Below are 25216 nucleotides of genomic sequence, written 5' to 3'. Positions count from 1 at the left end.
TTGTGGGCAGGACACGCCGTCGAGCCGTGCCATAAGTTCATGATCAACCGGCCCGTGCCCGGCCCGTGCCCGGCCCGTGCCCGGCCCGTGCCCGGCCCGTGCCCGGCCCGTGCCCGGCCCGTGCCGCGCGGTGCTGTGGGGCGGGCAGGTGGCGGGTGGGGTCAGAGGGTGGTGTGGAGGCGGAGTTGGGGGACGAGTAGGTCGTCTACGTCGAGGGCGCGGGTGGCGCCGTCGGGGGCCCAGCCGGCCGAGGTGAGGAACTTGCGGGTCGCGGCGTCGGCGTCGAAAGCCCAGCACACGGCGCTGTCGAAGCCGTCGCCGCGCCACAGGTCGACGCTGGCGGCCAGCAGCCGGCTGCCGTGGCCGCGTCGGCCCCAACGGGGTTCGACCAGCATGTCCGTGACGGCCGCCACGTTCTCACGCTCCGGCGTGTGATCCTCGTCCGCTGCCAGCGCCCCGTCGTCGAAGGGACCGGATGCGGCGAAACCCACCACGTATTCTTGGACGGCCTGCTCCACCGCGTTCTGCTCGACGGCGACGAGGACCCGATGGCGGGCGGTGGGGGGCGCGGTGACCGCGTCCGACCAGCGTTGCGCCAGGAACGCCTCGTCGATCTCGTCGAGGACGTGTTTGGGCAGCACCCGGCGATAGGCGACCCGCCAGGTCGCCAACTGGATACGTGCGATCTCGCCGGCGTCGTCGGGACGCGCCGGTCGGACGAACCCGACTGCCACGCCCGAAGCGTACCGAGCCCATCCGGGCACTGATCAGGAGGTCGAGCTTGAGCCGCGGACGGCAGATCGCGACCGTGTCGGCACTGGCCGTCGCGGCGCTGGTGTTCGTCGCGCTTTTCGCGCAGCGGCACGGCTTCTTCGACCTCAACGTCTATTACGGCGCTGTCCGGTTCTGGACCGCGGGTGGCGAGATCTACGACTTCGTCCGGCCCAACAGCACGTACGGCTTCACGTACCCGCCGTTCGCCGCGCTGACGATGCTGCCCATGGCGGTGCTGTCCTGGCCCGCGGCGATCGTGGTGAGCTCGGTCGCGACGGCGCTGGTCACGTGGTGGCTGCTGCGGCTGCTGCTCGGCCCGGTGATCGCGGCGCAGCGCTGGACGCCTTGGTTCACGGTGGCGGTGGCGCTGTGCCTGGTCGCCGTGTACGAGCCGATGCGCGAGACCTTCCTGTTCGGGCAGGTGAACATGCTGCTGCTCGGGCTGGTCGCGGCGGACTTGCTGCTGTTCACGCGCAAGGGCAGTAAATGGGGCGGCGTGGGCATCGGCCTGGCGACGGCGATCAAGCTGACCCCGGGCATCTTCATCGTGTACCTGCTGATCACCAAGCGCTGGCGCGCGGCGGCGGTGGCCAGCGGCACGGCCGCGGCGGCGACGCTGGCGGCGGGGGCGGTCGCGCCGGACGCCACACGCGAGTTCTGGACCAGCGCGCTGTGGGACACCGACCGGGTCGGCGTGCTGTCGTTCATCTCGAACCAGTCCCTGCAGGGTGTGGTCGCGCGGCTGTCCACGGGGCACCCGAGCAAGGCGCTGTGGGCGGTGCTGGTGGTGGCCGTGCTGGCGGTGTGGTTCGTGCGGTCCCGGGCGGCGATCGCCCGCGGCGACGAGGTCGCCGGGCTGGCCTTCACCGGCATCATCGGCGTGCTGATCAGCCCCGTCACCTGGGTACACCACCTGGTGTGGCTCATCCCGGCGCTGGTGCTGCTGGTCGAGCGCGGCCTCGCGTCCGCGCCGGGCAGCAGGCGGCGCTGGGCGCTGCTGGGCCTGGCCGGGGTGTCGTACGTGATCCTGTCCAGCCGGGTGGTCTGGCTGTGGGAGGGCGAGGTAGGCGGGGTCGGCACGCTGCTCGGCTCGAACCTGTACGTCTGGGTGTGCCTGGCACTGCTGTGCTGCACGCCGCTGGCGGACCGACCCGCCGGGTCAGCCTCGCCGGAGGGAGCAGCGCAGCTCGGGGATGTCGGCGTCGCTGCCGGTCGGCCGGTAGGTCGCCCGAAGACCGTCCGGGTGTAGCCCGTACCGGGCGTAGAAGCGCAGCGCCCGGTGGTTGTCCGCGAGCGCCCACAGGCGCACCTCGGGCTGCGCCAGGGCGTCGAGCGCGGCCAGCAGCAGAGCGTCGCCCGTGCCGGTGCCCCAGCGGTCGGGGTGCACGTAGATGGCGAGGATCTCGCCGACCTCCGGCTGCAGCGGGCTGCCGTCCAGCTCCTGGGCGCGATAGGGGCCGTGGCAGACGAAGCCGGTGACCGTGTCGCCGTCGAGCGCGACGAGGTTGTGGAACGGGTTGTCCGGGTCGGCCAGGCGGTCGAGCCGCCAGGTGGTCCGGGCAGCGACGTCGAGTGCGGTGAGCACCTGGTCGGGCACGATTCCGGCGTACGCCACCTGCCAGGCGCGGATGTGCACGGCGGCGACGGCCGCGCAGTCGGCGGGCGTCTCTGCCCGAACGGTGATCCCCATGCCCGCAAAGCCTACGAAGACCCGCCCAAGCGAGCAAAGAGGTTACGAACGCACTGCTCACGCGGGCGGGGCGTTAAGAAGGTGCCCTTCCTCTACGTGTAGCGATGTGAAGGTGCCCTTCCTTCGGCGGGTGCGGGTGTGCTTCTTTCGGCGGGTGTGGAGGTGCGCTCCTTCGGGCAGGGTGTCGGGGGTGCGGGGTAGCGTCGGGCGGCGTGGAGACGGTGACGGTCGCGCAGGCGCGCAGGATGGCGCTGGCGGCGCAGGGGTTCGCGGATCGCGCGCCGAAGGGTCCGGTGGGGGCGCGGCAGCTGCGCAAGGTGGTCGGGCGGACGGGGCTGCTGCAGATCGACTCGGTGAACGTGTTGCAGCGGGCGCATTATCTGCCCGCGTACAGCCGGATCGGGGCGTACGACCCCGCGGTGCTGGACGGGGCGAGCGCGCGGCGGCCGCGCTGGCTGTTCGAGTACTGGGGGCACGAGGCGTCGCTGCTGCCGGTGGAGCTGCAGCCGCTGATGCGGTGGCGGATGGCGACCGCGCAGGGGGTCTGGGGCGGGCCGCGCAACATCGCTGCGGAGCGGCCGGACCTGGTGGCGTGGGTGCTGCAGGAGGTGCGCGACCGGGGCCCGGTGACCGCGGCCGTGATCGAGCAGGACGTGCCCAAGCCGAAGGACAACTGGGGCTGGAACTGGTCGGACGCGAAGAAGGCCCTGGAGTGGCTGTTCTACTCCGGGGAGATCACCTCGGCGGGCCGGACCAGCCAGTTCGCCCGGCTGTACGACCTCACCGAGCGGGTGCTGCCGGCCGGCGTGATGAACACTCCGACGCCGGAGCCCGCGGCGGCGTACCGGGCGCTGGTCGAGATCGCGGCGCGCGGGCTGGGTGTGGCCGCCGAGCCGGAGCTGCGAGACTACTTCCGGCTGCCGCTCGCCGGTGCCCGCACCGCCGTCGCCGAGCTGGTCGAGGCCGGGGTGCTGATCCCCACCCAGGTCAAGGGCTGGACGCGGCCGACCTGGCGGCACCGCGACGCCGCGCTGCCGCGCAAGGTCGCGGTGTCCACGCTGGTCAGCCCGTTCGATCCACTGATCTGGGAGCGCTCGCGCACCGAGCGGCTGTTCGACCTGCGCTACCGGATCGAGATCTACGTGCCGCAGGAGCAGCGCGTGCACGGGTACTACGTGCTGCCGTTCCTGCACGGCGACCGGTTCGCGGCCCGCGTCGACCTGAAGGCCGACCGCCGGGCCGGGGTGCTGCGGGTGCCCGCCGCCTGGGCCGAGCCGGGGGTGGACGAGCACGCCACCGCCGAGGCCCTCGCGGTCGAGTTGCGCCGCCTCGCGGCCTGGCTGGGGCTCGGCGAGGTGGCCGCGCCCGAGCGTGGTGATCTCGCTGCCGCGCTCGCCGACGCGGGTATGCGGGGCAGTGTAAGTTCAGTGTTGTGACCGAGGCCCCCGCCGCTGTGACCCCGCACGGCCCGCAGTTCGCGGGCGACCCTTTCACGCCCCCGCCCGCCGACCGGATCACCCGGTTCACCGACTGGCTGCGCGCGCACACGCCGGTCTGGGCGGGTCCGCTGGCGGCGCTGGCCTGCATCGGCGGCGCGCTCGGCTATACCCAGCTGGCCGACCCGGCCAACGTCGGCGCGGACGCCATGCCGACCTGCCTGGTCAAGATGCTCACCGGCTTCGACTGCCCGGGCTGCGGCGGCACCCGCGCCGCCTGGTACCTGATGCAGGGCGACCTGCCCGCCGCGGCACGGCACCACCTGATGTTCGTCTTCGCCGTGCCGTTCCTGATCTACATGTACGTGGCCTGGGCGGGTAACACCACCTTCAAGTGGAAGCTGCCCCAGCTCAAGATCGGGCCGAAGCACATCGCGTACTTCCTGGGCGCGTGGGCCGTGTTCATGGTGCTGCGCAACCTGCCCTGGGCCCCGTTCACGTACTTCTTCGTCTGACCGCTCCCGGCCGCCCGCCATGCGACGGCCGCACTCAGCGCCCCGTCATGACCCCGCGCACCCGCGGCGAGCAGGACCGACCCGGGTGAGCGCGGCGGCGATGCCCGCGTGCGCACCCGCCCTCGCCCCACCGCAGGGACGATCTTGCGCGAATGGCCCTTCGACACCCGATCAGGGCGTGTCGTGGGGTCACCCGCGCAAGATCGCGGAGTGGGTCAGGCGGGCGGGACGCGGCGGAGGGCGATGTCACCGGAGGCGGTGCGGACCTTGAGGGTGAGGGTGGTGGGGGCGGCTTCGGCGGGTGGGGTGGGGCCGGTCATGTGCAGGTCGCTGGTGGTACGCCCGGCCGCGGTGCTCAGGTCGAGCCAGACGCCCGTGCCCGCGGCGACGCCGACCTTGATGTCGCCGCTGGCCGTGTTCAGCTTGGCCTCGCCGCTGCGGGCCACGCCGATGGCGATGTCGCCGGAGGCCGTGAGGACCCGCGCGTCGCCGTCGGTGCCGCCCAGTTCGATGTCGCCGCTGGCGGTGTTGGCGGTGACGGTGCCGCCGACGTGCCCGGTCCGCACGTGGCCGGAGGCGCTGGTGACGCGCAGGTGCCCGCCGACCGGGCCGAGGCGCACATTGCCGCTGGCGGTGTGGACGGTGACGTCGCCGGTCACCGGACCCACGGTCACCTCGCCGCTGGCGGTGTGGATCACCGCGTCGTGGTAGGAGCCCTCGCACACCGTATCGGCGGAGGCGACCTTCGCCGACAGCGCGCTGCCGGTGGGCAGCTCGACGCGAACGAGCAGTCTGGCGCGGCGGAACAGCCGCCAGCCGCCGTGCTCGGGGGCCTGGACCAGCAGGTGCCGGCCCTCCTTGAAGTCGATTTTGGTCTCACGCACCGCTTCGGCGCTGGCCTCGGAGGAGTCCATGGCCACGATGCTGACGGTGACGGTGTCGCGCGCGGTGGCGACCACCTCGAGGCGGCCGGCGGGCACACGCAGGTCGGCGCGGATGGCGCCGTCGCAGGGGAAGGTCTGGTTCATGTCCGGCTCCTGTCAGGCCTGGGCGTAGCCGGTGATCCGGCGGCCGAGGTGTGAGGTGGGGGGCGGGGTGACCGGGCGCAGCGCGTGCGCGGTGGCGCGCACCAGCCAGGCGTTGACCGAGATGCCTTCGGCCGCGGCGGCCCGTTCGGCCGCCTCCTTGAGCTGCTCGGGCAGGCGCAGGGTGAGCCGCGCCTGGTCGCCGCCCTCGGTGAGCGGCGGGACGGGCGCCGCGGCCTCGTGGACCGGGGCGGCGGGCGTGCTGACGACCAGGTCGGCCTCACGTCCGCGGATGCGCACCTCGACGGTCGGGCCGTCGAGCTTGGTGGTGATCTCGGCGCTCGCGTCGGCCAGCACCTCGATGAGGCAGAGCCGGGCCGACGCGTCGAGGGCGAGGGTCAGCAGTTCCGCGGTGCGGGCGACGTCGTCGCCGGCGGGCGCGGCCGCCGCGGCGAGATCCCGCCGCAGCGACTCGAGGTACGGGGACAGGTCCATGACACCACTATGACGTCACATCTGACGTCATGCAAGTGTCATCCTGACGTCGCCGTCTCGCTCGATGACGTCATGGCGACAAAGCGCCTGGTAGATCGCCGTTTCGTGTCTGAAAGTGCGGTGGGAGCTCACTTCCCGACCTGCAACGGTGATCTACCGCCGCGGCTACCCGAGGCTCGCGTCGCCAACCGGACAATGGCGGCTATATCCCACCAGCAACCTGGCCTCACCGGGCCGCTAAGCTGGCGCGTGTGACTGAGATGGTGAAGCCCTCCGTGCAGCTGATCGCCTGGACGAACTTCCAGGCCCCGGCCGACGTGCCGTGGGACACCGACGCCGAGGGCGGCCAGGCGCTGGCGGAGTTCGCCGGCCGGGCCTGTTACCAGTCCTGGTCCAAGCCGAACCCGGCCACCGCGACCAACGCCGGCTACCTGCGCCACATCCTCGAGGTGGGCCACCTGTCGGTGCTCGAGCACGGGACCGCGACGTTCTACTTCACGGGCGTCTCACGTTCTTTCACGCACGAACTGATCCGCCACCGGCACTTCTCGTACTCCCAGCTGTCGCAGCGCTACGTTCCGGAGCGCGACGCGGCCATGGTCGAGCCCGAGGTGATCGCGGCCAACCCGGAGCTGCACAAGAAGTTCGTCGAGGCCAGCGAGGCCGCGGTGCGGGCTTACAACGAGCTCCTGGAGGGCCTGGAGGCGACCTTCGCGGACGTGCCCAACGCCACGCTGCGTCGCAAGCAGGCTCGTCAGGCCGCCCGCGCGGTGCTGCCGAACGCCACCGAGACCCGGATCGTGGTCACGGGCAACTACCGCGCGTGGCGGCACTTCATCGCCATGCGGGCGACCGAGCACGCCGACGTGGAGATCCGCGAGCTGGCCGTGGCCACCCTTCGCGAGCTGCAGAAACTCGCACCGAGCGTATTCGACGACTTCTCGATCAGCGCACTTCCGGACGGCTCGGAGATCGCCTCCAGCGTCTACACCTGGGAGTCCTGAGGGCCACGATGGCGCCCGCCGTATTCCGCTAGGTTGTGTGCATGACGAACAACGCCCAGAGGCCGTTCGGCCGCCTGCTCACCGCGATGGTCACGCCGTTCGGTGCCGACGGGACCGTCGACGCCGACGGTGCCGCCCGCCTCGCGGTGTACCTCGTCGACGAGCAGCGTAACGACGCGTTGGTCGTCAACGGCACCACCGGGGAGTCGCCCACCACGACCGACGCCGAGAAAGAGGCTGTGATCAGGGCCGTCGTCGAAGCCGTCGGCGACCGGGCCCGGGTGGTGGCCGGGGTGGGCACGTTCAGCACCCACCACACCGTCGAGCTGGCCCGAACGGCGGAGAAGGCGGGCGCGCACGGCCTGCTCGTCGTCTCGCCCTACTACAACAAGCCGCCGCAGGCCGGGCTGGTCAAGCACTTCACGATGGTCGCCGACGCGGTCGACCTGCCGGTCCTGCTGTATGACATCCCACACCGCACCGGCGTCGCGATCTCCACCGAGACCATGGTCACCCTGGCCGGGCACCCGCGCATCGTGGGCGTCAAGGACGCCAAGGGCGACCTGGCCGCCGCGTCCTGGGTCATGCGGCGGGCCGAGTTCGCCTACTACAGCGGCGACGACGCGGCCACCCTCCCGCTGCTGTCGATCGGGGGCGTCGGCGTCGTCGGCACCTCCACCCACTTCACCGGGGTCGGCACCAAAGACTTGATCGAGGCGTACGAGCGCGGAGACGTCGCCGAGGCCCGGCGCCTGCACCAGGCGCTGCTTCCGCTGTACACCGGAATCTTCCGCACCCAGGGCACCATCCTGGTCAAAGCGGGCCTGGCCGCCCGCGGCCTGCCCGCCGGGCCGGTCCGCCCGCCACTGGTCGACGCGACCGAGGCCGAGCTGGCGCAACTGCGCATCGACTGCGCGGACGCCGGCCTGCCGCTCTAGACGCCAAAGGGGCGCGAAGCCCCAGCACGAACGGCGCGCCGCGTGCCGCAGCCCTGAAACGGCGGCACCCGCGCCGGAGAACATAAGGAGTGATGTTCATTGACCGGGCCACAACTGGAGACCGGGCGTAGCGCCAATCTGGGCGCGCCCCCGCCGCTGCCCGAGGGCGGCCTGCGGATCATCCCGCTGGGCGGGCTGGGGGCCATCGGCCGCAACATGACCGTCTTCGAGTTCGGCGGCAAGCTGCTGATCGTCGACTGCGGCGTGCTGTTCCCGGACACCGCCGACCAACCCGGCGTGGACCTGATCCTGCCGGACTTCGCGCCGATCCTCGACCGGCTGGGCGACGTCCAGGCGATCGTGCTCACGCACGGCCACGAGGACCACATCGGCGCCGTGCCGTACCTGCTGGCCCACAAGAACGACATCCCGCTGGTCGGCTCCCAGTTCACGCTGGCGCTGATCGAGGCGAAGCTGGCCGAGCGGCGCATCACGCCGTACACGCTGACCGTCGCCGAGGGGCAGCGGGAGCGGCTCGGGCCGTTCGAGCTGGAGTTCTTCGCGGTCAACCACTCGATCCCGGATGCGCTGGCGGTGGCCATCCGCACCGACGCCGGCCTGGTGCTGCACACCGGCGACTTCAAGATGGACCAGCTGCCGCTGGACGGGCGCATCACCGACCTGGCCGGCTTCGCCCGGCTCGGCATGGAGGGCGTGGACCTGCTGCTGTCGGACTCCACCAACGCGGAGATCCCCGGCTTCGTCTCGCCGGAGAAGCAGATCGGCCCGGTGCTCGGATCGATCTTCGGCAAGGCGACCGGGCGCATCATCGTCGCCTCGTTCGCCTCGCACGTGCATCGGGTGCAGCAGGTGTTCGACGCCGCCGAGGAGCACGGCCGCAAGGTGGCCCTGATCGGCCGGTCCATGGTCCGCAACATGGGCATCGCCCGCGACCTCGGCCTGCTGAAGGTCAAGGCCGGCCTGGTGGTGAACATGGAGGAGGCGGCGAGCCTGCCGCCGAACGAGATCGTGCTGATGTCGACCGGTTCGCAGGGCGAGCCGATGAGCGCGCTGGGCCGGATGTCCACCGGCGACCACCGCCACATCACGGTCGGCCCCAACGACACCGTGGTGCTGGCGAGCTCGCTGGTCCCCGGCAACGAGACCAGCGTGTACCGGGTGATCAACCAGCTGGCCCGGCTCGGCGCCAACGTCATCCACAAGGACGTGGCCAAGGTGCACGTCAGCGGCCACGCTCCCGCGGGCGAGCTGCTCTACCTGCTCAACGTCGTGAAGCCGAGCAACCTGATGCCGGTGCACGGCGAGTGGCGGCACCTGCGCGCGCACGCCCAGCTCGGGGTCGACTCCGGGGTGGACCCGGCGCGGGTGGTGCTGTGCGAGGACGGCGACGTGGTCGACCTCGTGGAGGGTCACGCCAAGCTGGTCGGCCACGTGAAGAGCCGGTACGTCTATGTGGACGGTCTGGCCATCGGCGACGTCGGCGAGAGCCTGCTCACCGAGCGCCGGGTGCTGGGCGACGGCGGCTTCATCGCGGTGACCGTGGTGGTCGACTCCGTCACCGGCAAGGTCGTCGGCGGCCCGCTGCTGTCGGCGAAGGGCTTCTCCGAGGACCCGGCCGCGTTCGACCCGGCACTGCCGCTGGTCACCGAGGCTCTCGACCGGGCGGCGCTGGACGGTGTGACCGACTCCCACCAGCTCCAGCAGATCGTTCGCCGGGTCGTCGGCCGCTGGGTCAACGAGGCCTACCGCCGCCGCCCGATGATCGTCCCGAACGTCCTGGAGGTCTGACCCCGACTGTCCGCCGTGGATTCCCTCCGCGTTGATCATGAACTTAGGACAACGACACGCCGTCGAACCGTTCCATAAGTTCATGATCAACGCGGAGGGACTACGGTGTGGGACATGGCGGGCCGTAGTTCCTCACCGAGCCGTCGTCGAGCTGCCACGCCGACGAAGGCGACGGCCGCGCGTACCCGACAGACGGGGCGTGCGCCCGCCCGCCGGGCCCCGGCCCGGCGGCCCGCCGCGCGCCGCCGGACCCGCGCCACGATCAATCCTGCGGCGCTGCTCGGGCGCCTGCTCGGCGGCATCTGGATGGCGATCGCGCACGGCCTCGGCTGGATGATGCGCGCCGTCGGCACCCAGGCGGGCAAGGCCCGCGACCTCGACCCCGAGCACCGCCGCGACGGGCTGGGGCTGCTCCTCATCGCCCTGTCCGTGCTGTTCGGCGTCGCGGTCTGGGGCTCGGCCCAGGGCGGCGGCGGGAAGTTCGGCATCTGGCTGTCCGAGACCACCCGGTTCTTCATCGGCGCCACCGCGGCGTCGCTGCCCCTGCTGCTGTTCGTGTGCGGAGTGCGGGTCATGCGCTCCGATCCCGACCCGGCCCAGCGCGGCCGCGGCATCGTCGGCTGGACCGCGCTCACCCTGGCCTCGACCGCGCTGCTGCACATCGCTTTCGCTCCGGTCGACGTCACCCAGATGGAGCAGGCCGGAGGGCTGCTCGGCAAGCTGATCGGCGGCGGAGTCGCGGGCTGGATGACGGGTTTCGTCGCGGTGCCGCTCTTCCTCATCCTGCTGACGTTCGGCGTGCTGGTCATCACGGCCACGCCGGTGAACAAGATTCCGGAACGGCTGGCGCACCTGCGCGACAGCTTCCTGGGTGTGGCCACCCCGGAGCGCTCCGATGAGGACGTGGACGACGAGCAGGACATGCCCGCGCCGCGCCGGCGCAAGCGGCTCACCCCGCCCGCGGCGTTCAGCCCGCCGGACCCCGACGACGACTTCGACGACGAGGAACTGGAGCGGCTCGCCGCGCAGGAGACGGTCGTCATCGACCGCACGCCCAAGGCGCCCCGCCGTAAGCCGGACCCGCCGCAGCACACCCCACCGCCCACCAAGACCGAGCAGCTGCTGCTGCCCAGTCTCGGCGGCGACTACACGCTGCCGCCCGCGAACCTGCTCAAGCCCGGCGAGGCGGCCAAGACCCGGTCCAAGGCCAACGACGAGGTCATCGCCGCGCTCGCGCACGTGTTCGACCAGTTCGACGTGGACGCGGCGGTCACCGGGTTCACCCGCGGGCCGACGGTCACCCGATACGAGGTCGAGCTCGGGCTCGGGGTCAAGGTCGAGCGCATCACCGCCCTGTCGCGCAACATCGCGTACGCGGTGAAGAGCCCCGACGTGCGCATCCTCAGCCCGATTCCGGGCAAGAGCGCGGTCGGCGTGGAGATCCCCAACACCGACCGGGAGGACGTGGCGCTCGGCGACGTGCTGCGCTCCCGGGTGGCCACCTCCGAGACGCACCCGATGGTGGTCGCGCTCGGCAAGGACATCGAGGGCGGCTACGTGGTGGCCAACCTCGCCAAGATGCCGCACATCCTCATCGCCGGCGCGACCGGCGCGGGCAAGTCGTCCTGCCTCAACTCGCTGCTGGTGTCCATCCTGGCCCGGGCCACGCCGGACCAGGTGCGGCTGCTGCTGATCGACCCCAAGCGCGTCGAGATGACCAACTACGAGGGCATCCCGCACCTGGTCACCCCGATCGTGACGAACCCGAAGAAGGCCGCCGACGCCCTCGAGTGGGTCGTCCGCGAGATGGACATGCGCTATGACGACCTGGCGGCGGCCGGCGTGCGCCACATCGACGACTACAACCGCAAACTGCGGGCCGGGCAGATCAAGCCGCTGCCCGGCTCCGAGCGGGTGCTCAAGCCGTACCCGTACCTGCTGGTGGTCGTCGACGAGCTGGCCGACCTGATGATGGTCGCGCCGCGCGACGTCGAGGACTCGATCGTGCGCATCACCCAGCTGGCCCGCGCGGCCGGCATCCACCTGGTGCTGGCGACCCAGCGCCCGTCGGTGGACGTGGTGACCGGTCTGATCAAGGCGAACGTGCCGTCCCGGCTGGCGTTCGCGACCAGCTCGCTGGCCGACTCCCGGGTCATCCTGGACCAGCCCGGCGCGGAGAAGCTGATCGGCCGCGGCGACGCGCTGTTCCTGCCCATGGGCGCCAGCAAGCCGCAGCGCATCCAGGGCTCCTGGGTCAGCGAGACCGAGATGAACGACATCGTGGCGTTCTGCAAGCGCCAGCGCGAGCCGGAGTTCCGGCCCGAGGTGCTGGCCCCGGTGCAGGATCCCAAGAAGAAGGTCGACGAGGAGATCGGCGACGACCTGACCCTGCTCATCCAGGCGATCGAGCTGGTGGTGGTGTCCCAGCTCGGCTCGACCAGCATGCTGCAGCGCAAACTGCGCGTCGGTTTCGCCAAGGCGGGCCGCCTGATGGACCTCATGGAGACCCGCGGCATCGTGGGCCCCTCCGAAGGCTCCAAGGCCCGCGAGGTCCTGGTCAAGCCCGACGAACTCGCCGAGGTCCTCGCCTCCCTCGGCGTCGCCGACGACTGACCACGGCGCTCTCCCGGGTGATCATGAACTTCTGGCACGGTTCGACGGCGTGTCGCCGCCCTAACCTCATGATCACCAGGTCTGTGCGGGGCGGCCGGGCTGACGGCGGGATGCAGTTTCGGGGAAACTGCGTTCTCGGCGCGTCACGTAGATGCACTTTCCCCGAAACTGCGCAAGGCGCTGAGGCCTGACGCGACGGCCCGTCAGGAGGGGGTGGGGTCCGGGGTGCGGCGGGCGCGGAGGACGGAGACGAGGGCCACCGCGCTGACGGCCGACCAGACCCCCTCCAGCAGGAGGAAGCCCCAGTCGTGGCTGGTCCAGGCGAGCCAGGCGAGCACGCCCGCGCCGAGGGTGTTGGCAGTCAGATAACCGATCGAGCGCGGAGAGGTCCAGCCCAGCTGGGCGGTCACATATCCGGCCAATACGGTCAGCGCGCCCAGGATCTGCAGGACGTCGTGGTTCATGATCGTGTGTTCTGCGCGCCGTCTTGTCGTTCCGGGTACGGCGAGCGGTCGTCCGGGGCGGGCGCCGGAGGGCGCGGCCGCCGCCAAGGTTAGCTCGAAGGAGTTGAGAAGGGCACCTTTTGGCACCTATAGCGATGAGAAGGTGCCCTTCCTTACATGGAAGGCAGTACTCGGTATGTCGTCTCGGCCCGGTAGCCTGGTCGGGTGCCAGTTAACTCCCCGTCTTCCCATGATCTTCCCGTGCCCGAGACCGGGCGGCGGGTCGCGCTGCTGACCCTGGGCTGCGCTCGCAACGAGGTCGACTCGGAGGAGCTGGCCGCCCGCCTGGCAGCCGACGGCTGGCAGGTCAGCACCGACGGCGAGGGCGCGGACGTGGTCCTCGTCAACACCTGCGGCTTCGTCGAGAAGGCCAAGCAGGACTCGATCGACACGCTGCTGGCCGCCGCCGACACCGGCGCGAAGGTGGTGGCCGCGGGCTGCATGGCCGAGCGGTACGGCAACGAGCTGGCCAAGAGCCTGCCCGAGGCTGACGCGGTGCTGGGCTTCGACGACTATCCGTCGATCTCCGCCGCGCTCGGCTCGGTGCTGCGCGGGGAGGCGCACGACGCGCACACCCCGCGCGACCGCCGTGAGCTGCTGCCGATCGCCCCGGCCAAGCGCCGCGAGACCGGCGTGATCGTGCCGGGCCACGCGGCGTTCACCAACGACGAGCACACCCCGGCGCACCTGCGGCCCGTGCTGCGGCACCGGCTCGACAGCAGCCCGGTGGCCTCGCTGAAGCTGGCCAGCGGCTGCGACCGGCGCTGCTCGTTCTGCGCCATCCCGGCGTTCCGCGGCTCGTTCGTCAGCCGCACGCCCGACGAGCTGCTGGCCGAGGCCGAGTGGCTGGCCGGCACGGGCGTACGCGAGCTGGTGCTGGTCAGCGAGAACTCCACGTCGTACGGCAAGGACCTGGGCGACCCGCGGGCGCTGGAGAAGCTGCTGCCGCAGCTGGCCGCGATCCGGGGCCTCGTCCGGGTGCGGGTGAGCTACCTGCAGCCCGCGGAGACGCGGCCGGGGCTGGTCGAGGCGATCGCCACCACGCCGGGCGTCGCGCCCTACTACGACCTGTCCTTCCAGCACTCGTCCGAGCCGGTGCTGCGCCGGATGCGGCGTTTCGGCTCCACCGAGCGTTTCCTGGAGCTGCTGGACAGCGCCCGCAAGCTCGCCCCGGAGGCGGGTGCGCGCAGCAACTTCATCGTCGGCTTCCCCGGCGAGACCCGCGCCGACTACGAGGAGCTGGTGCGCTTCGTCAGCGAGGCGAGGCTCGACGCGATCGGCGTGTTCGACTACAGCGACGAGGACGGCACCGAGGCCGCGACCATGGACGGCAAGGTCGGCGCGAAGACGATCCGCGGCCGGTACGACCGGATGCTGAGCCTGGTCGAGGAGCTGTGCGGGCAGCGGGCCGAGGAACGCCTGGGCAGCTTCGTGGACGTGCTCGTGGACACGGTCGACGGCAACGGTGTCGAGGGGCGCGCGGCGCACCAGGCACCTGAGGTGGACGGCTCGACCATGCTGGTCGCCGGGGCCGACGGGGTCGACCTGGGCGCACTGCACCCCGGTGACCTGGTGCGGGCCCGGGTCACCGGCACCGAGGGGGTCGACCTGGTGGCCGTGCCGGTGGAAATGATCGACGCGGCTCCCGCCGGTCGGCCTGCGCTGGCCGTGGTGGCTGGTTAGCGTGTCTGCCGTGCAGGAACGTTCACGCCGGGTGCCACCGCTGCTCAACGCCGCCAACGTCCTCACGGTCGTGCGCATCGTGCTGGTGCCGGTCTTCGTGGCACTGGTGATCGTTTCTGGGATGTCCGACAACCGCTGGCGGATCGCGGCCGCGATCACCTTCGGCGTCGCGTCGTTCACCGACTACGTCGACGGCTGGATCGCCCGGCGCTTCGAGCTGGTCACCTCGTTCGGCAAGGTCGCCGACCCGATCGCGGACAAGGCCCTGACCGGCTCGGCGCTGGTCCTGCTGAGCTGGTACGACCTGCTGCCGTGGTGGGTCACCGTGGTGATCCTGGTCCGGGAGTGGGGCATCACGCTGCTGCGCTTCTGGGTCATCCGGTACGGCGTGATCGCGGCCAGCCGCGGCGGCAAGCTCAAGACCGTGCTCCAGATCGCCGCGATCGCCTGGTACCTGTGGCCGTTCCCGGCTCCGTGGTCGGCGGTCGGCCCGTGGCTGATGGGCGCGGCGCTGCTGGTCACCGTGGTCACCGGCGTCGACTACGTGGTGGCGGCGATCCGGCTGCGGCGCGGCGCGCCCCGGCCCGTCTCGTGATCGAGGCATACCTGGGCCTGCTCGGGGTGCCGCGCAGGGCGCCCTCGGCGGCGTACCTGCGTGAGCTGCACCGCGCGCACGTGGCCCGGGTGCCGTACACCAACGCGGAGATCATGCTGGGCCGTCCCGGCACGGTCGCGCTCGACGTGGCGCTGCGCCGGGTCACCTCCGGGCTCGGCGGCTACTGCTTCCACCTGAACGCGGCCTTCAGCGAGCTGCTGCGCGCGCTGGGCTTCACCGTCACCCTGCACCGCGGCTACGTGGTGGCCGCCCTCGACGAGGTGGACCCCGCGCTGAACCACCTGGCCCTGCTGGTGCACGACCTGCCGGACCCGGCGAACCCGGGCGGGCGGTGGCTGGCCGACGCCGGGCTCGGCGATGCGCTGTTCGACCCGGTGCCGCTCGTCGACGGCGAGCACAGGCAGGGTCCTTTCGCGTACACCCTGACGGCCTCGCCGCAGCCGGAGCCCGGCTGGCGGCTGCGCCACGACCCGGCGGGGTCCTTCGCGGCCTGCGACATCGTCGCCGCCCCGGCCGTGCTCGCCGACTTCGCCACCGCGCACGAGTACCTGTCGACGTCCGAGCAGTCGCCGTTCACCCGGTTCCTCACGGCTCAGCGCCGCACCGCGGACGGGGTGGACATCCTGCGTGGCTGCACGCTGCTCGGCATCGACGCCACCGGGCGGCGCGAGGAGCATCTGGCCACCCGGGAGCGCTGGCGGGAGGTGCTCGCCGAGCTCTTCGGCCTGAGCGGCGGCGACCTCGACGAGCTGTGGCCCGGCGCGGTGGCCGCGCACGAGGAGTGGGTATCCCGGCGGCGCGCCTCGGCGGAGGAGAACCTGCCCTCCCCGCGGGAAGCGGCAGACGACGGTGTGGCCGCGCTGACGGCGACCGAGGGCGGTGCGAGCGGCGGGGACCTGCTGCCGGTCGCGCGGTCCGTGCCGGCAGCGGCACCGGAGCCCGCCGCATGATCGACGTCCAGGAGCTGGTCGGCAGGCTGGTCGAGCGGGGGCAGACCGTCGCGGCTGCGGAGTCGCTGACCGGCGGCCTGCTCACCGCAACCCTGGTCACCGTGCCTGGAGTGAGCCGGGTGCTGCGTGGCGGGCTGGTGGTGTACGCCACCGACCTCAAGCACAGCCTCGCCGGGGTGGACGCCGCGCTGCTGGCCGAGCGGGGACCGGTCGACCCGGACGTGGCGCTGGCGCTGGCCCGCGGCGCCCGCGAGCGCTGCGGCGCCGACTGGGGCCTGTCCACCACCGGGGTGGCCGGACCGGGCCCGCAGGACGGGGTGCCCGCCGGGACGGTGTACGTCGCGCTGGCCGGCCCGGACGGGCAGGCCGAGGTGCGTGAGCTGCATGTCGACGGGGAGCGCCAACACGTGCGGGACACGGCGGTGGCGACCGTGCTGAGCCTGCTCCGCACCGCGGTCACCGATCCGTGAGACGTGATCTCTTCGTGACCTGAGCGGGGTTTGGCCAGACTGTCGTAGTGTGTATCAAAGTGGCGTCGGCCGCCGAGTGAGTTCGGGATCCGCCCCGGCGGGGCGGGGTGTCGAACTGGCATGAAGAGAGTACGGTTCTTCTCAGCCGTCGGTGACAACCGGCGGCTGACGGCATATCGGCCGACAGCGTCGTGACGGGGAACAGTCCAGGGGGTGCGAACATGGTGCTTCTGCGTCGAGTGATCGGTGATGCCCTCCGTGCCCGCCGGCAGGGACAGCACCGCACCCTGCGTGAGGTCTCCACCGCTGCCAACGTGAGTCTCGGCTACCTGTCCGAGATCGAACGTGGGCAGAAGGAGGCGTCCAGCGAGCTGCTGACCTCGATCTGCGACGCGCTGGGTGCGCGCCTGTCCGAGGTCCTGCGCGAGGTCAGCGACACCATGGCCGTCGCCGAGCAGGTCGAAGGCGTGCTCACGCCGCTGCCGCGCGGGGACCAGCAGGTGGCTGAGATCGGGCACCGGCCGCGGACCGAGGTGGCCACCGACGGCCAGGTCTCGGTCACGGTCCGCCGGGACAATCCGCTGCGCACCACGCTGCGGACGACCCGCAACATGCGTCCGGGCAATCCCGGCAACGCGCGCGGGCGCGAGGTCGTCGGCGTCTGAGGACGCCGGATCCCGCTTCACCGGCCGCATTTTGCCTGCGGCGAGCCGCCCGCGGCGTGTCCGTGTGGGAAGGTGTGCCCGTAAGCGGGCGGCAGCAGTAGCCACTGGCCTGCTCGGCCGCCCGCCACTTCGTCGTTCCCGGACTGCGTGCTTCTTCCTGATGTTCAGCGCCGTGCGCCAAGGCCCAGCGTGCTCTGCCGGGGGAAGATCCCCGAACGGGCCAGGGTGACCGCAGCCGGCCCGACCAGCTGCGCGAGCCGGCCCGCGCCGGCCTGCCCCAGGGCCCGCCACGGACCGGCGGCCAGTTCGTCGGTGATCCGCTCGATCTCGTCCCGCCCGGCCCGTCCCGCGTCGGTGGCGAGTCCTTGCGCGTCGAGCCAGCCACGGACGGCCAGGCGTTCCTGCGCGGCCTGCCATTCGTCGGCCGTCCAGCCCCGGCTGGCGAAGACCTCGACCGGGGCCGCGCCGACCGCCGCGAACGACACCAGGGCCTCGCACGGGTCCAGCCCGGCGGCGAGCAGTGCCGCGAGGTGCCCATCGCCACGGTGCTCGCGCAGCACGGAGGCGGCGTGCCAGAGCACCAGGTGCGACTCGTCCGGCCAGGGCAGGTCGGCGTTGGCTGCCGCCAGCGGGCGACCCGCGGTGACGGCCGCCCCGGCGGCGCGGCGGGCGAGCGCGGCCGCCTCGGCCAGTTCCGGGCTGCCGACGAAGTCGGGAAGCAGCGCGCGCAAGGTGCGGTCCACGGCCCGGAGTCGTGAGGTCAGCACCTTGTCCGGCGTGGCGGTCTCCCAGATCGCGGGGACATGGGTGCGGACCAGGGCAGGGCTGAAGCTGTAGTAGGTCGCGGCCACCAGTTCAGGACCGGCCGCGCCGAGCGGTGCCGACCGCCACGCGAAGTAGCTCGGCCAGCGCGCTTCGGTGTCGTAGCCCAGCGCAGCGGCCTCCTCGTTGGCCTGCGGCGCGAAGTAGATCGCCGCGTGCACCGGCTCCAGCACCTGCCACATCTGACGCACCAGCGCCGGGGGCACCGTCTCGGACATCGTCGTTCCTCCCTCAACATCGTGACACTCAGAATGCATCTTGATGCTGACAAGATTTTCACGACACCCGTAACTTGTCAATGACTAGATTCAAGGGCCAGGCTACCTCGACGAGCTGGTCGGCAGGACCACCGCCACCAGGCGCCTGGGCGCCGACATCCGCGAATCGATCATGAAGTTAGGGCGGGGACACGCCGTCGAGCCGTGCCATAAGTTCATGATCAACGCGGCGGGAGGGGGTGGGTCAGGAGATGCGGACGAGGTCGCCGGGGGTTACGGCGAGCATGACGGCGGCGCGGCCGCCGTTGACGGCGATGGCGACGCGGTCGGCGGAGTCGGCGAAGACGACCAGACCGCCGGAGGGGGCATCGGCGAAGGTGGTGCCGCGGATCGCGCGGCAGCCGCCGACGGTGAGCCGGTCGGGGAGCAGTTCCAGGGTCGAGCCGGCGGCGGCCAGCTGCACGTTGCCGAAGCGGTCGACGGTCAGCACCTCGGCCTCCAGCCAGCCGTCGCCCCAGGCCACCACCGGCTCAGGCAACTGAACCAGGCTGTCCGGCGCGACCGGAGGCCCCGCATCGGCCGGGTCGGCGCCGCGGGCCAGCCGGGCCGTGACCGGGGCGAAGACGTCGCGGCCGTGGAAGGTGCGCGAAACGCTCGGCGCGAACCAGTCCTCGCTGGCCAGTTCGTACGCCGCGGACGGCCCGCCGAGCGCCTGTGCGGCCCAGACCAGCAGTCCGTTGTCGGGGCCGACGAGCAGCCCGCGCGGGGTCTGCACGACCACCGCCCGGCGCGGGGTGCCGACGCCGGGGTCGACGATCGCGAGGTGGACCGCGTCGGGCAGGTACGGCACCGTCTGCGCCAGCACCGCCGCGCCGCGGGTGACGTCGCCGGGCGCGATCAGGTGCGTGACGTCGATGACGCGGGCCGCCGGGGCGAACCGGGCGATCGTGCCGTGGCAGGCGGCGACGAAACCGTCCGACAGCCCGTAGTCGGTCGTGAACGAGATGTAGTCGTATCCGGGCATGCCTATGAAGGTAGACCGATCCGGCCCGTTGTCCACTATGGCCGACGCGGCGAGCCGATCTCCTCCGACGCGTCGGCATCGGCCCGCTCGGCGTCCGTGCCGTCCGGCGACGCCTGCCCGGGCACGGCAGCCTCGCCCGTCGGCGCGGGGCCGCGCTCAGCGGAGCCGCCGGGCGCCTGCCCGCGCTGGGCGGGGACGGCAAGCGACGCGGCGGCCGCCTTGCTCGCGGCTCCGCGGCGCTGGATCCTGCGGAACAGCAGCAGCACCGGGATGGTGCAGATCAGCGGCCCGATGATGGCCAGTGGCCGGGTCAGCCACCAGCCCAGGTCGACGTCGGCCGGCTTGTCCATGTCGTAGCGCAGCCACAGCCAGGTCAGGAACAGGAACAGCGCCATGCCGGTGGTGTGCACCAGGTAGAGCGGCAGCGAGAACTCGTTGATCAGCTCGTTGACGCGCTTCCAGCGCGGACGTTCCAGCAGGATCTGCATCCGTGGGCGCAGCAGCTCGGCGAATCCGATCTGGAACAGCAGCAGCGCCACGATGACGAAGGTGGGCGGGGCCATGTTCGAGAAGCGCTCGCCCGGCACGCCGACCATGGAGCCCGGATAGAGCCCCGAGCCGACGAGCCCGACCAGGCCGAACAGGCCCGCCCAGAGCAGCGCCCAGTCGTTGCGGCGGGGTGAGTCGACCACGTTCTGGTAGAAGAAGCCGGCCTGGTGCGCCAGGCCCCAGACAAGCACCATGTTCAGCCAGCCGATGTCCTCCATGCCCTTGCCGAAGCGGGCCACGTCGACGACCATCGCCGCACCGGCCAGCCACACCAGGGCCAGCAGCCCGGCCTTGCGGTGCAGCCACAGGCCGATCGGCAGCAGGGCGATGAGCATCAGGTACACCCCGAGGAACCACAGCGGGCTGACCACGAGCTTCACCGCCCGGCCGACGCCGGTGAGGTTGAAGTAGCTGCCGATCAGGCCGCCGAGCGCGATCCATACCAGCAGCACGATGCCGGCCGGGATGAGCAGCTGGCGCATGCGCCGCCAGACGAACGCGCCCATGCTGACCCCGCGCGCCTGCGCCCGCTCCCAGGTGCGGATGTGCACGAAGCCGCCGATGAAGAAGAACAGCGGCATGACCTGGAACAGCCACGTGGCCAGCCACAACCCGCGGGTGAAGCCGAGCGGGCTGGTGGCGTGCGGGCCGTCGGCGCGCCAGTCGAGGATCGTGAACGCCCAATGCCAGACCACGACCACGATCAGGCTCAACGCCCGGAGGAAGTCCACATAGGTGTCACGGCGCGCGGGGGCGGCGGCAGTGGTCATGAACCGCAGCATGCCACCGGCGCGGCGCGACCCGCCAGCGTCAATCCGACACGTCTTCCCCCGGTATTTCCCTGATGGCCGTCTCCGGGTAAGCCATGGGATCATCCTCAGCCGCGTAACCGCAGCCCACGCGGGGTGATCCGGAAGCCCGCCGCCTCCAGCGCCGCGCCCAGCGGGCTGCCGGTGACCGACTCGCCGTCGGCCCGCTCCACGGTCAGCGGCCCCAGCGCCCCGCTGGTCACCGCCTCGGTGAGCGACGCCGCGGCGGCCGCCATGACCGCCTCGTCGTCGCTGAAGGAGAGCAGGGTACGGCCGCCGCGCTCGACGTACAGCGCGAGCGCTCCGGCGACGAGGACGACCAGTGCGCCCGCCTTGCGGCCGGGGCGGTGGCCCTCGGTGTTGTGCGGCCAGGGCAGGGCCGCGCCGTACGGGTTGGCGGGGTCGGTGGCGGCGAGCACCAGTGCGCGGGGCGTGCCGTCACGGGTGTCGGCGTACGAGCGCAGCCGGTCCACCGCCCCCGGCAGCGCGAACTGCGCCGCGCCGAGCCCTTCGACGAAGTAGCCGCGCCGGGCCGCGCCCCGGTCCTCCAGAGCGGCCAGCACGGGGTAGACCGCGGCGAACCCGCCGGGCTGGTTCTCGGCGGCGACCGCGCCCCGGATCACCACGCCGTACCGTTCCAGCAGCGCGTCGGCGAGCGCCGCGGCCCGGGCGGTGGGGTCGGTGTCCCGCTCGCCCAGTGCGTGCCAGCGGCCCGCCGCTGCGGGCAGGTGCGCCGGGCCGCGGGCCGCGGCCAGTGACCGGCCCCCGGTCAGGCTGGGGCGCCGATAGCGGGCCCGGCCCGGGGTGGGCTTCGCCCGGTGTGCGCCGCCGCCGGACAGCCGTGCCCGCACCGGGGCGAGCGTGTCGTTGCCGACCAGCCCGGCCCAGACCAGATCCCACAGCGCGGTCAGCAGCTCGTCGTGCTCGGCTTCGATCTGGTCGGCGAGCTGCCGGAAGAACAGCGCTCCGCCGCCCAGCGCGGACAGCAGCGACTCGTGCACGCCGGTCAGGGCGAGTTCGGTGGGCGGGGGCAGCAGCAGCGGGGCGGCGTCGGCGAAGGCCAGCACGATCCAGCCGTCGTTGCCGCCGATCGGACCGGCACCCGCCCAGACGACCTCGCCGGTGGCGCACAGCTCGTCCAGGTAGGAGGGCCGGTAGTCGGCGACCCGGGCGGGCAGCACGAGGCGTTCCAGGGCCGAGGCGGGCACGGGAACGCCCTGGATCTGGTCGATGGCGGCGGCGACCGCGTCGATGCCCTCGCTGCGCCGCCCGATGTGCTGCCAGGCGGGCAGGAAACGGCCCAGCACCTCCGGGGGGACCGGTTCGATCTCCTTGCGCAGCGCGGCCAGGCTGCGCCGACGCAGCGTACGCAGCACCTCCGCGTCGCACCACTCGATGAACCCACCGTCCGACGACGCGGTGAACTCGCCCGACACCAGGCGCCCCGAGGAGGACAGCCGCCGCAGCGTGTGCTCGACCACCGCGACGCCCAGCCCGAACCGGATCGCGCAGTCGTCGGCGCGGAACGGCCCGTGCGTGCGCGCGAACCGGCCGATCAGGTCGAGCAGCGGGTCGGCGACCGCGGCGGTGTACGCGGCGGGCAGGCCGGGCGGCAGCGCCACCCCGAGCGCGTCCCGGTAGCGGCCGGCGTCCTCGGCGATGATGAAGCGCTCCTGCCCGGCGACCCGGACGCCGAGGATGCGACCGGTGCGGGCCAGCTCGTCGAGCCAGCCGGGCGCCACGCCGCGCTCGGTCAGCTCGTCCGGGGACAGGTCGCCGAGCTGGCGCAGCATCTCCACGGTGTCCTCGGCGTCGCGCACCCGCCGGTCGACCCAGCGCAACCGCAGCGCGGTCGCCTCGATGACCGCCGGGTCGAGCAGCTCGCGCAACTCCACCCGGCCCAGCAGCTCGCCGAGCAGCGTCGGATCGAGGGCCAGCGCGGCTGCCCGGCGCTCGGCCAGCGGGGTGTCCTCGCCGTACAGGAACGCGCCGACGTAACCGAACAGCAGCGAGCGGGCGAACGGGGACGGCTGCGGGGTGGACACCTCGATCATGCGGATCTTCCGCGACGCGATGTCGCGCATCATCGCGGCCAGCGCCGGCAGGTCGAACACGTCGCGCAGGCACTCCCGGGCGGCCTCCAGGGTCACCGGGAAGTCCGGGTACTCCCGGGCCACGTCGAGCAGTTGGGCGGCGCGCTGGCGCTGCTGCCACAGCGGCTGTCGCCGGCCCGGGTCGCGCCGCGGCAGCAGCAGCGAGCGGGCCGCGCACTCGCGGAACCGGGACGCGAACAGCGCCGAGCCGCCCACCGTCTCGGCGACCAGCGGTTCGATCTCGTCGGCGTCGAAGGCGAACAGGTCCGCGCCCGGCGGCTCGTCCGCGGTCTCCGGCAGCCGGATCACGATGCCGTCGTCGGCGGCGTGCACCTGGGCGTCCACGCCGTAGCGCTCGCGCAGCCGCTGCCCGATGGCCAGCGCCCACGGCGCGTTGACCGGTGCGCCGAGCACGTTGTGCAGCACGATGCGCCAGTCGCCCAGCTCGTCGCGGAAGCGCTCGACCAGCACGGTCCGGTCGTCCGGCAGGTGCCGGGTCGCCGCCCGCTGCTCCTCCAGGTATGCCGTCAGGTTGCCCACCGCGGACGGGTCGAGGCTGTCCATACCCGATGGGTTGCGCAGGAACGCTCCGAGCGCCTTGCCCAGCGCGACCGGGCGGCCCGCCTGGTCGCCCTTCCAGAACGGCAGCCGGGCGGGCTGGCCCGGCGCGGGGGAGACCAGCACCCGGTCGGGCGTGATGTCCTCGATCCGCCAGGAGCTGGTGCCCAGCGCGAACACGTCGCCGACGCGGGACTCGTACACCATCTCCTCGTCCAGCTCGCCGACCCGGGAGGCCTTCTCCGACCCGGCCAGGAAGACACCGAACAGGCCGCGGTCGGGGATGGTGCCGCCGGAGGTGACGGCCAGGCGCTGGTTGCCGGGGCGGCCGGTGAGCTTGTCGGCCGCGCGGTCCCAGACGATGCGCGGGCGCAGCTCGGCGAAGGCCGTCGACGGGTAGCGCCCGGCCAGCATGTCCAGCACCGCGTGCAGCGCCGACTCGGGCAGCGCGGCGAACGGTGCGGCCCGGCGCACCAGCGTGGACAGCTCGGCGACGGTCCACTCGTCCAGCGCCGTCATCGCCACGATGTGCTGCGCCAGCACGTCGAGCGGGCTGTGCGGGAAGGCCAGCGGCTCCAGCCGGCCCGCGGTCATCCGCCCCGCGACCACGGCGCAGGACAGCAGGTCGCCGCGGTGCGTCGGGAACACCACACCGCGCGAGACCGCGCCGACCTGGTGCCCGGCCCGGCCTACCCGCTGCAGCCCGGCTGCCACGCTGGGCGGCGCGCCGACCTGCACGACCAGGTCTACCGCGCCCATGTCGATGCCGAGTTCGAGGCTGGAGGTGGCCACCACGGCGGGCAGCCGACCGGACTTCAGCTCTTCCTCGATCTGCTTGCGCTCCTCCTTGGAGACCGAGCCGTGGTGCGCGCGGGCGATCTGCGCCGGTGCGCCGTACCCCGCGCCGGACTGGGCCATGATCTGCGCGGGTGGCGGCACGGCCGTGACCAGGTGCTCGGCCGCCAGCTCGTTGAGCCGGGCACAGAGGCGCTCGGCCCCGCGGCGGGAGTTGGTGAAGACGATGGTGCTGCGGTGCTGGCCGATCAGCTCGAACACCCGCTCCTCGACCGCGGGCCAGATCGAGGCCCGGCGCGGGCCTTCGTCGTCGGGGCGGCCCTCGTCGAGCGCGGTCATGTCCTCGACCGGCACCTCGACGCTGACCTCGATGGTCTTGGCGGACTTCGGCTGCACCACGTGCACCGGCGCGGCCCCGCCCAGGAACTGGGCCGCCGCCTCGACCGGCTCCACCGTCGCCGACAGGCCGATCCGCTGCGCGGGCTTGGCCAGCAGCGCGTCCAGCCGCTCCAGCGAGAGAGCCAGGTGCGCGCCGCGTTTGGTGCCGGTGACCGCGTGCACCTCGTCGACGATCACCGTCTCGACGCCCCGCAGCGACTCCCGCGCCTGCGAGGTGAGCAGCAGGAACAGCGACTCCGGCGTGGTGATCAGGATGTCCGGCGGGCGCCTGTTGAAGATGCGGCGTTCGTCCGCGGGTGTGTCGCCCGTACGCATGCCGACCGTGATGTCCGGTTCCTTCAGCCCGAGGCGGGCCGCCGCGTGCCGGATGCCGGTGAGTGGGGTGCGCAGGTTGCGCTCGACGTCCACGGCCAGGGCCTTGAGCGGGCTGACGTAGAGCACCCGGCAGCGCCGGGTCGGGTCCTCGGGCAGCGCTTCGTGCGCGAGCCGGTCCAGCGCCCAGAGGAACGCCGCCAGGGTCTTTCCAGAGCCCGTCGGGGCCACCACCAGGGCGTGGTCACCGGCGCTGACAGCCTTCCAGGCGCCCGCCTGGGCCGGGGTGGGCGCGGCGAAGGCCGCGTCGAACCAGGCCTGCGTGGCAGGGCCGAACGGGGCGGCGGGCGTAGTCATCACCGACCATCCTGCCCCCCGCCACCGACAATCGCCCGGCACCCGTTTCGGGTCTCGTCCGGGTGATGCCGCAGGTGAGGCGTTAACCACACGC

Annotated in this window: 21 protein-coding genes and 1 riboswitch; of the genes, 12 read left to right on the top strand and 9 right to left on the bottom strand. The window is 72.4% G+C overall.

Going from position 1 to position 25216, the window contains the following annotated elements; translation table 11 throughout:
* Positions 1 to 161: 161 nt before the first annotated feature.
* Entirely contained in the window at positions 162 to 734 is a 573-nt protein-coding gene (locus FLL47_RS03410; RefSeq protein ID WP_144118917.1) for a GNAT family N-acetyltransferase, read from the bottom strand.
* A 32-nt stretch (positions 735 to 766) separates the two neighbouring features.
* On the opposite strand from FLL47_RS03410, the gene FLL47_RS03405 reads away from it, so the two are divergent.
* Positions 767 to 2023, top strand: a complete 1257-nt coding sequence (locus FLL47_RS03405; protein WP_144119030.1) for a glycosyltransferase 87 family protein — start codon at positions 767 to 769, stop codon at positions 2021 to 2023.
* Here FLL47_RS03405 and FLL47_RS03400 read toward each other — a convergent pair.
* Complete coding sequence (locus tag FLL47_RS03400) at positions 1934 to 2464, bottom strand: GNAT family N-acetyltransferase (RefSeq protein ID WP_144118916.1); 531 nt, start codon at positions 2462 to 2464, stop codon at positions 1934 to 1936. The genes FLL47_RS03405 and FLL47_RS03400 overlap by 90 nt on opposite strands.
* Positions 2465 to 2709: 245 nt before the next feature.
* Here FLL47_RS03400 and FLL47_RS03395 point away from each other — a divergent pair, with 245 nt between their 5' ends.
* The gene (locus FLL47_RS03395; protein ID WP_144119029.1) at positions 2710 to 3900 is read left to right on the top strand and encodes a winged helix-turn-helix domain-containing protein; all 1191 of its coding nucleotides are present in this window, start codon (positions 2710 to 2712) and stop codon (positions 3898 to 3900) included.
* Positions 3897 to 4415 carry a DUF2752 domain-containing protein gene (locus FLL47_RS03390; protein WP_144118915.1) on the top strand — a complete coding sequence of 173 codons (519 nt, stop codon included), beginning with the start codon at positions 3897 to 3899 and terminating at the stop codon, positions 4413 to 4415. Before FLL47_RS03395 ends, FLL47_RS03390 begins: the two co-directional genes overlap by 4 nt.
* A gap of 215 nt (positions 4416 to 4630) precedes the next feature.
* Here FLL47_RS03390 and FLL47_RS03385 read toward each other — a convergent pair whose 3' ends face one another.
* Together FLL47_RS03385 and FLL47_RS03380 are read right to left on the bottom strand one after the other, a co-directional pair.
* Positions 4631 to 5443 carry a DUF4097 family beta strand repeat-containing protein gene (locus FLL47_RS03385; RefSeq protein ID WP_144118914.1) on the bottom strand — a complete coding sequence of 271 codons (813 nt, stop codon included), beginning with the start codon at positions 5441 to 5443 and terminating at the stop codon, positions 4631 to 4633.
* A 12-nt stretch (positions 5444 to 5455) separates the two neighbouring features.
* Positions 5456 to 5935: a toxin-antitoxin system HicB family antitoxin gene (locus FLL47_RS03380; RefSeq protein ID WP_144118913.1), complete on the bottom strand. Its 480-nt coding sequence runs from the start codon at positions 5933 to 5935 to the stop codon at positions 5456 to 5458.
* Between the two features lie 260 nt (positions 5936 to 6195).
* Between FLL47_RS03380 and thyX the strand changes: the two genes are divergently transcribed.
* From thyX to FLL47_RS03360, 4 genes are all read left to right on the top strand, one after another.
* Positions 6196 to 6939: an FAD-dependent thymidylate synthase gene (gene thyX, locus FLL47_RS03375; protein WP_144119028.1), complete on the top strand. Its 744-nt coding sequence runs from the start codon at positions 6196 to 6198 to the stop codon at positions 6937 to 6939.
* 41 nt (positions 6940 to 6980) lie between these two features.
* Positions 6981 to 7877, top strand: coding sequence for a 4-hydroxy-tetrahydrodipicolinate synthase (gene dapA, locus FLL47_RS03370; protein WP_144118912.1), 897 nt, complete (start codon positions 6981 to 6983; stop codon positions 7875 to 7877).
* A gap of 138 nt (positions 7878 to 8015) precedes the next feature.
* Entirely contained in the window at positions 8016 to 9686 is a 1671-nt protein-coding gene (locus FLL47_RS03365) for a ribonuclease J (RefSeq protein WP_144119027.1), read from the top strand.
* 114 nt (positions 9687 to 9800) lie between these two features.
* Complete coding sequence (locus FLL47_RS03360) at positions 9801 to 12299, top strand: FtsK/SpoIIIE family DNA translocase (protein ID WP_144118911.1); 2499 nt, start codon at positions 9801 to 9803, stop codon at positions 12297 to 12299.
* A gap of 203 nt (positions 12300 to 12502) precedes the next feature.
* On the opposite strand, the gene FLL47_RS03355 is transcribed toward FLL47_RS03360, so the two are convergent.
* Complete coding sequence (locus FLL47_RS03355) at positions 12503 to 12763, bottom strand: CBU_0592 family membrane protein (protein WP_144118910.1); 261 nt, start codon at positions 12761 to 12763, stop codon at positions 12503 to 12505.
* 12 nt (positions 12764 to 12775) lie between these two features.
* Positions 12776 to 12832: riboswitch (guanidine-III (ykkC-III) riboswitch) on the bottom strand.
* A gap of 171 nt (positions 12833 to 13003) precedes the next feature.
* On the opposite strand from FLL47_RS03355, the gene rimO reads away from it, so the two are divergent.
* The 5 genes from rimO to FLL47_RS03330 all read left to right on the top strand — a co-directional run bounded on the left by rimO (position 13004) and on the right by FLL47_RS03330 (position 17186).
* The gene (gene rimO / locus FLL47_RS03350; protein ID WP_144118909.1) at positions 13004 to 14485 is read left to right on the top strand and encodes a 30S ribosomal protein S12 methylthiotransferase RimO; all 1482 of its coding nucleotides are present in this window, start codon (positions 13004 to 13006) and stop codon (positions 14483 to 14485) included.
* 10 nt (positions 14486 to 14495) lie between these two features.
* On the top strand, positions 14496 to 15080 hold the full coding sequence (gene pgsA / locus FLL47_RS03345; RefSeq protein WP_186315535.1) for a CDP-diacylglycerol--glycerol-3-phosphate 3-phosphatidyltransferase: 585 nt from the start codon (positions 14496 to 14498) through the stop codon (positions 15078 to 15080).
* Positions 15077 to 16051 (top strand): arylamine N-acetyltransferase family protein, encoded by a 975-nt coding sequence (locus FLL47_RS03340; RefSeq protein WP_144118907.1) that lies wholly within the window; start codon positions 15077 to 15079, stop codon positions 16049 to 16051. Before pgsA ends, FLL47_RS03340 begins: the two co-directional genes overlap by 4 nt.
* Entirely contained in the window at positions 16048 to 16521 is a 474-nt protein-coding gene (locus FLL47_RS03335; protein WP_144118906.1) for a CinA family protein, read from the top strand. Before FLL47_RS03340 ends, FLL47_RS03335 begins: the two co-directional genes overlap by 4 nt.
* Positions 16522 to 16742: 221 nt before the next feature.
* Entirely contained in the window at positions 16743 to 17186 is a 444-nt protein-coding gene (locus FLL47_RS03330; protein ID WP_144118905.1) for a helix-turn-helix domain-containing protein, read from the top strand.
* A 164-nt stretch (positions 17187 to 17350) separates the two neighbouring features.
* On the opposite strand, the gene FLL47_RS03325 is transcribed toward FLL47_RS03330, so the two are convergent.
* From FLL47_RS03325 to FLL47_RS03310, 4 genes are all read right to left on the bottom strand, one after another.
* Positions 17351 to 18226: an SCO6745 family protein gene (locus tag FLL47_RS03325; protein WP_144118904.1), complete on the bottom strand. Its 876-nt coding sequence runs from the start codon at positions 18224 to 18226 to the stop codon at positions 17351 to 17353.
* Positions 18227 to 18470: 244 nt separating this feature from the next.
* A complete protein-coding gene (locus FLL47_RS03320; protein ID WP_144118903.1) occupies positions 18471 to 19250 on the bottom strand; it encodes an SAM hydrolase/SAM-dependent halogenase family protein in 780 nt (259 codons plus the stop codon).
* Between the two features lie 35 nt (positions 19251 to 19285).
* On the bottom strand, positions 19286 to 20569 hold the full coding sequence (locus FLL47_RS03315; RefSeq protein WP_144118902.1) for an acyltransferase family protein: 1284 nt from the start codon (positions 20567 to 20569) through the stop codon (positions 19286 to 19288).
* Between the two features lie 107 nt (positions 20570 to 20676).
* Positions 20677 to 25122, bottom strand: a complete 4446-nt coding sequence (locus FLL47_RS03310; RefSeq protein WP_144118901.1) for an ATP-dependent helicase — start codon at positions 25120 to 25122, stop codon at positions 20677 to 20679.
* Between the last annotated feature and the right edge of the window lie 94 nt (positions 25123 to 25216).

The organism is Catellatospora sichuanensis (genome assembly GCF_007483665.1).
In the GTDB taxonomy this organism is placed as follows: domain Bacteria; phylum Actinomycetota; class Actinomycetes; order Mycobacteriales; family Micromonosporaceae; genus Catellatospora; species Catellatospora sichuanensis.
This window is presented reverse-complemented; position numbering and strand designations above follow the sequence as displayed.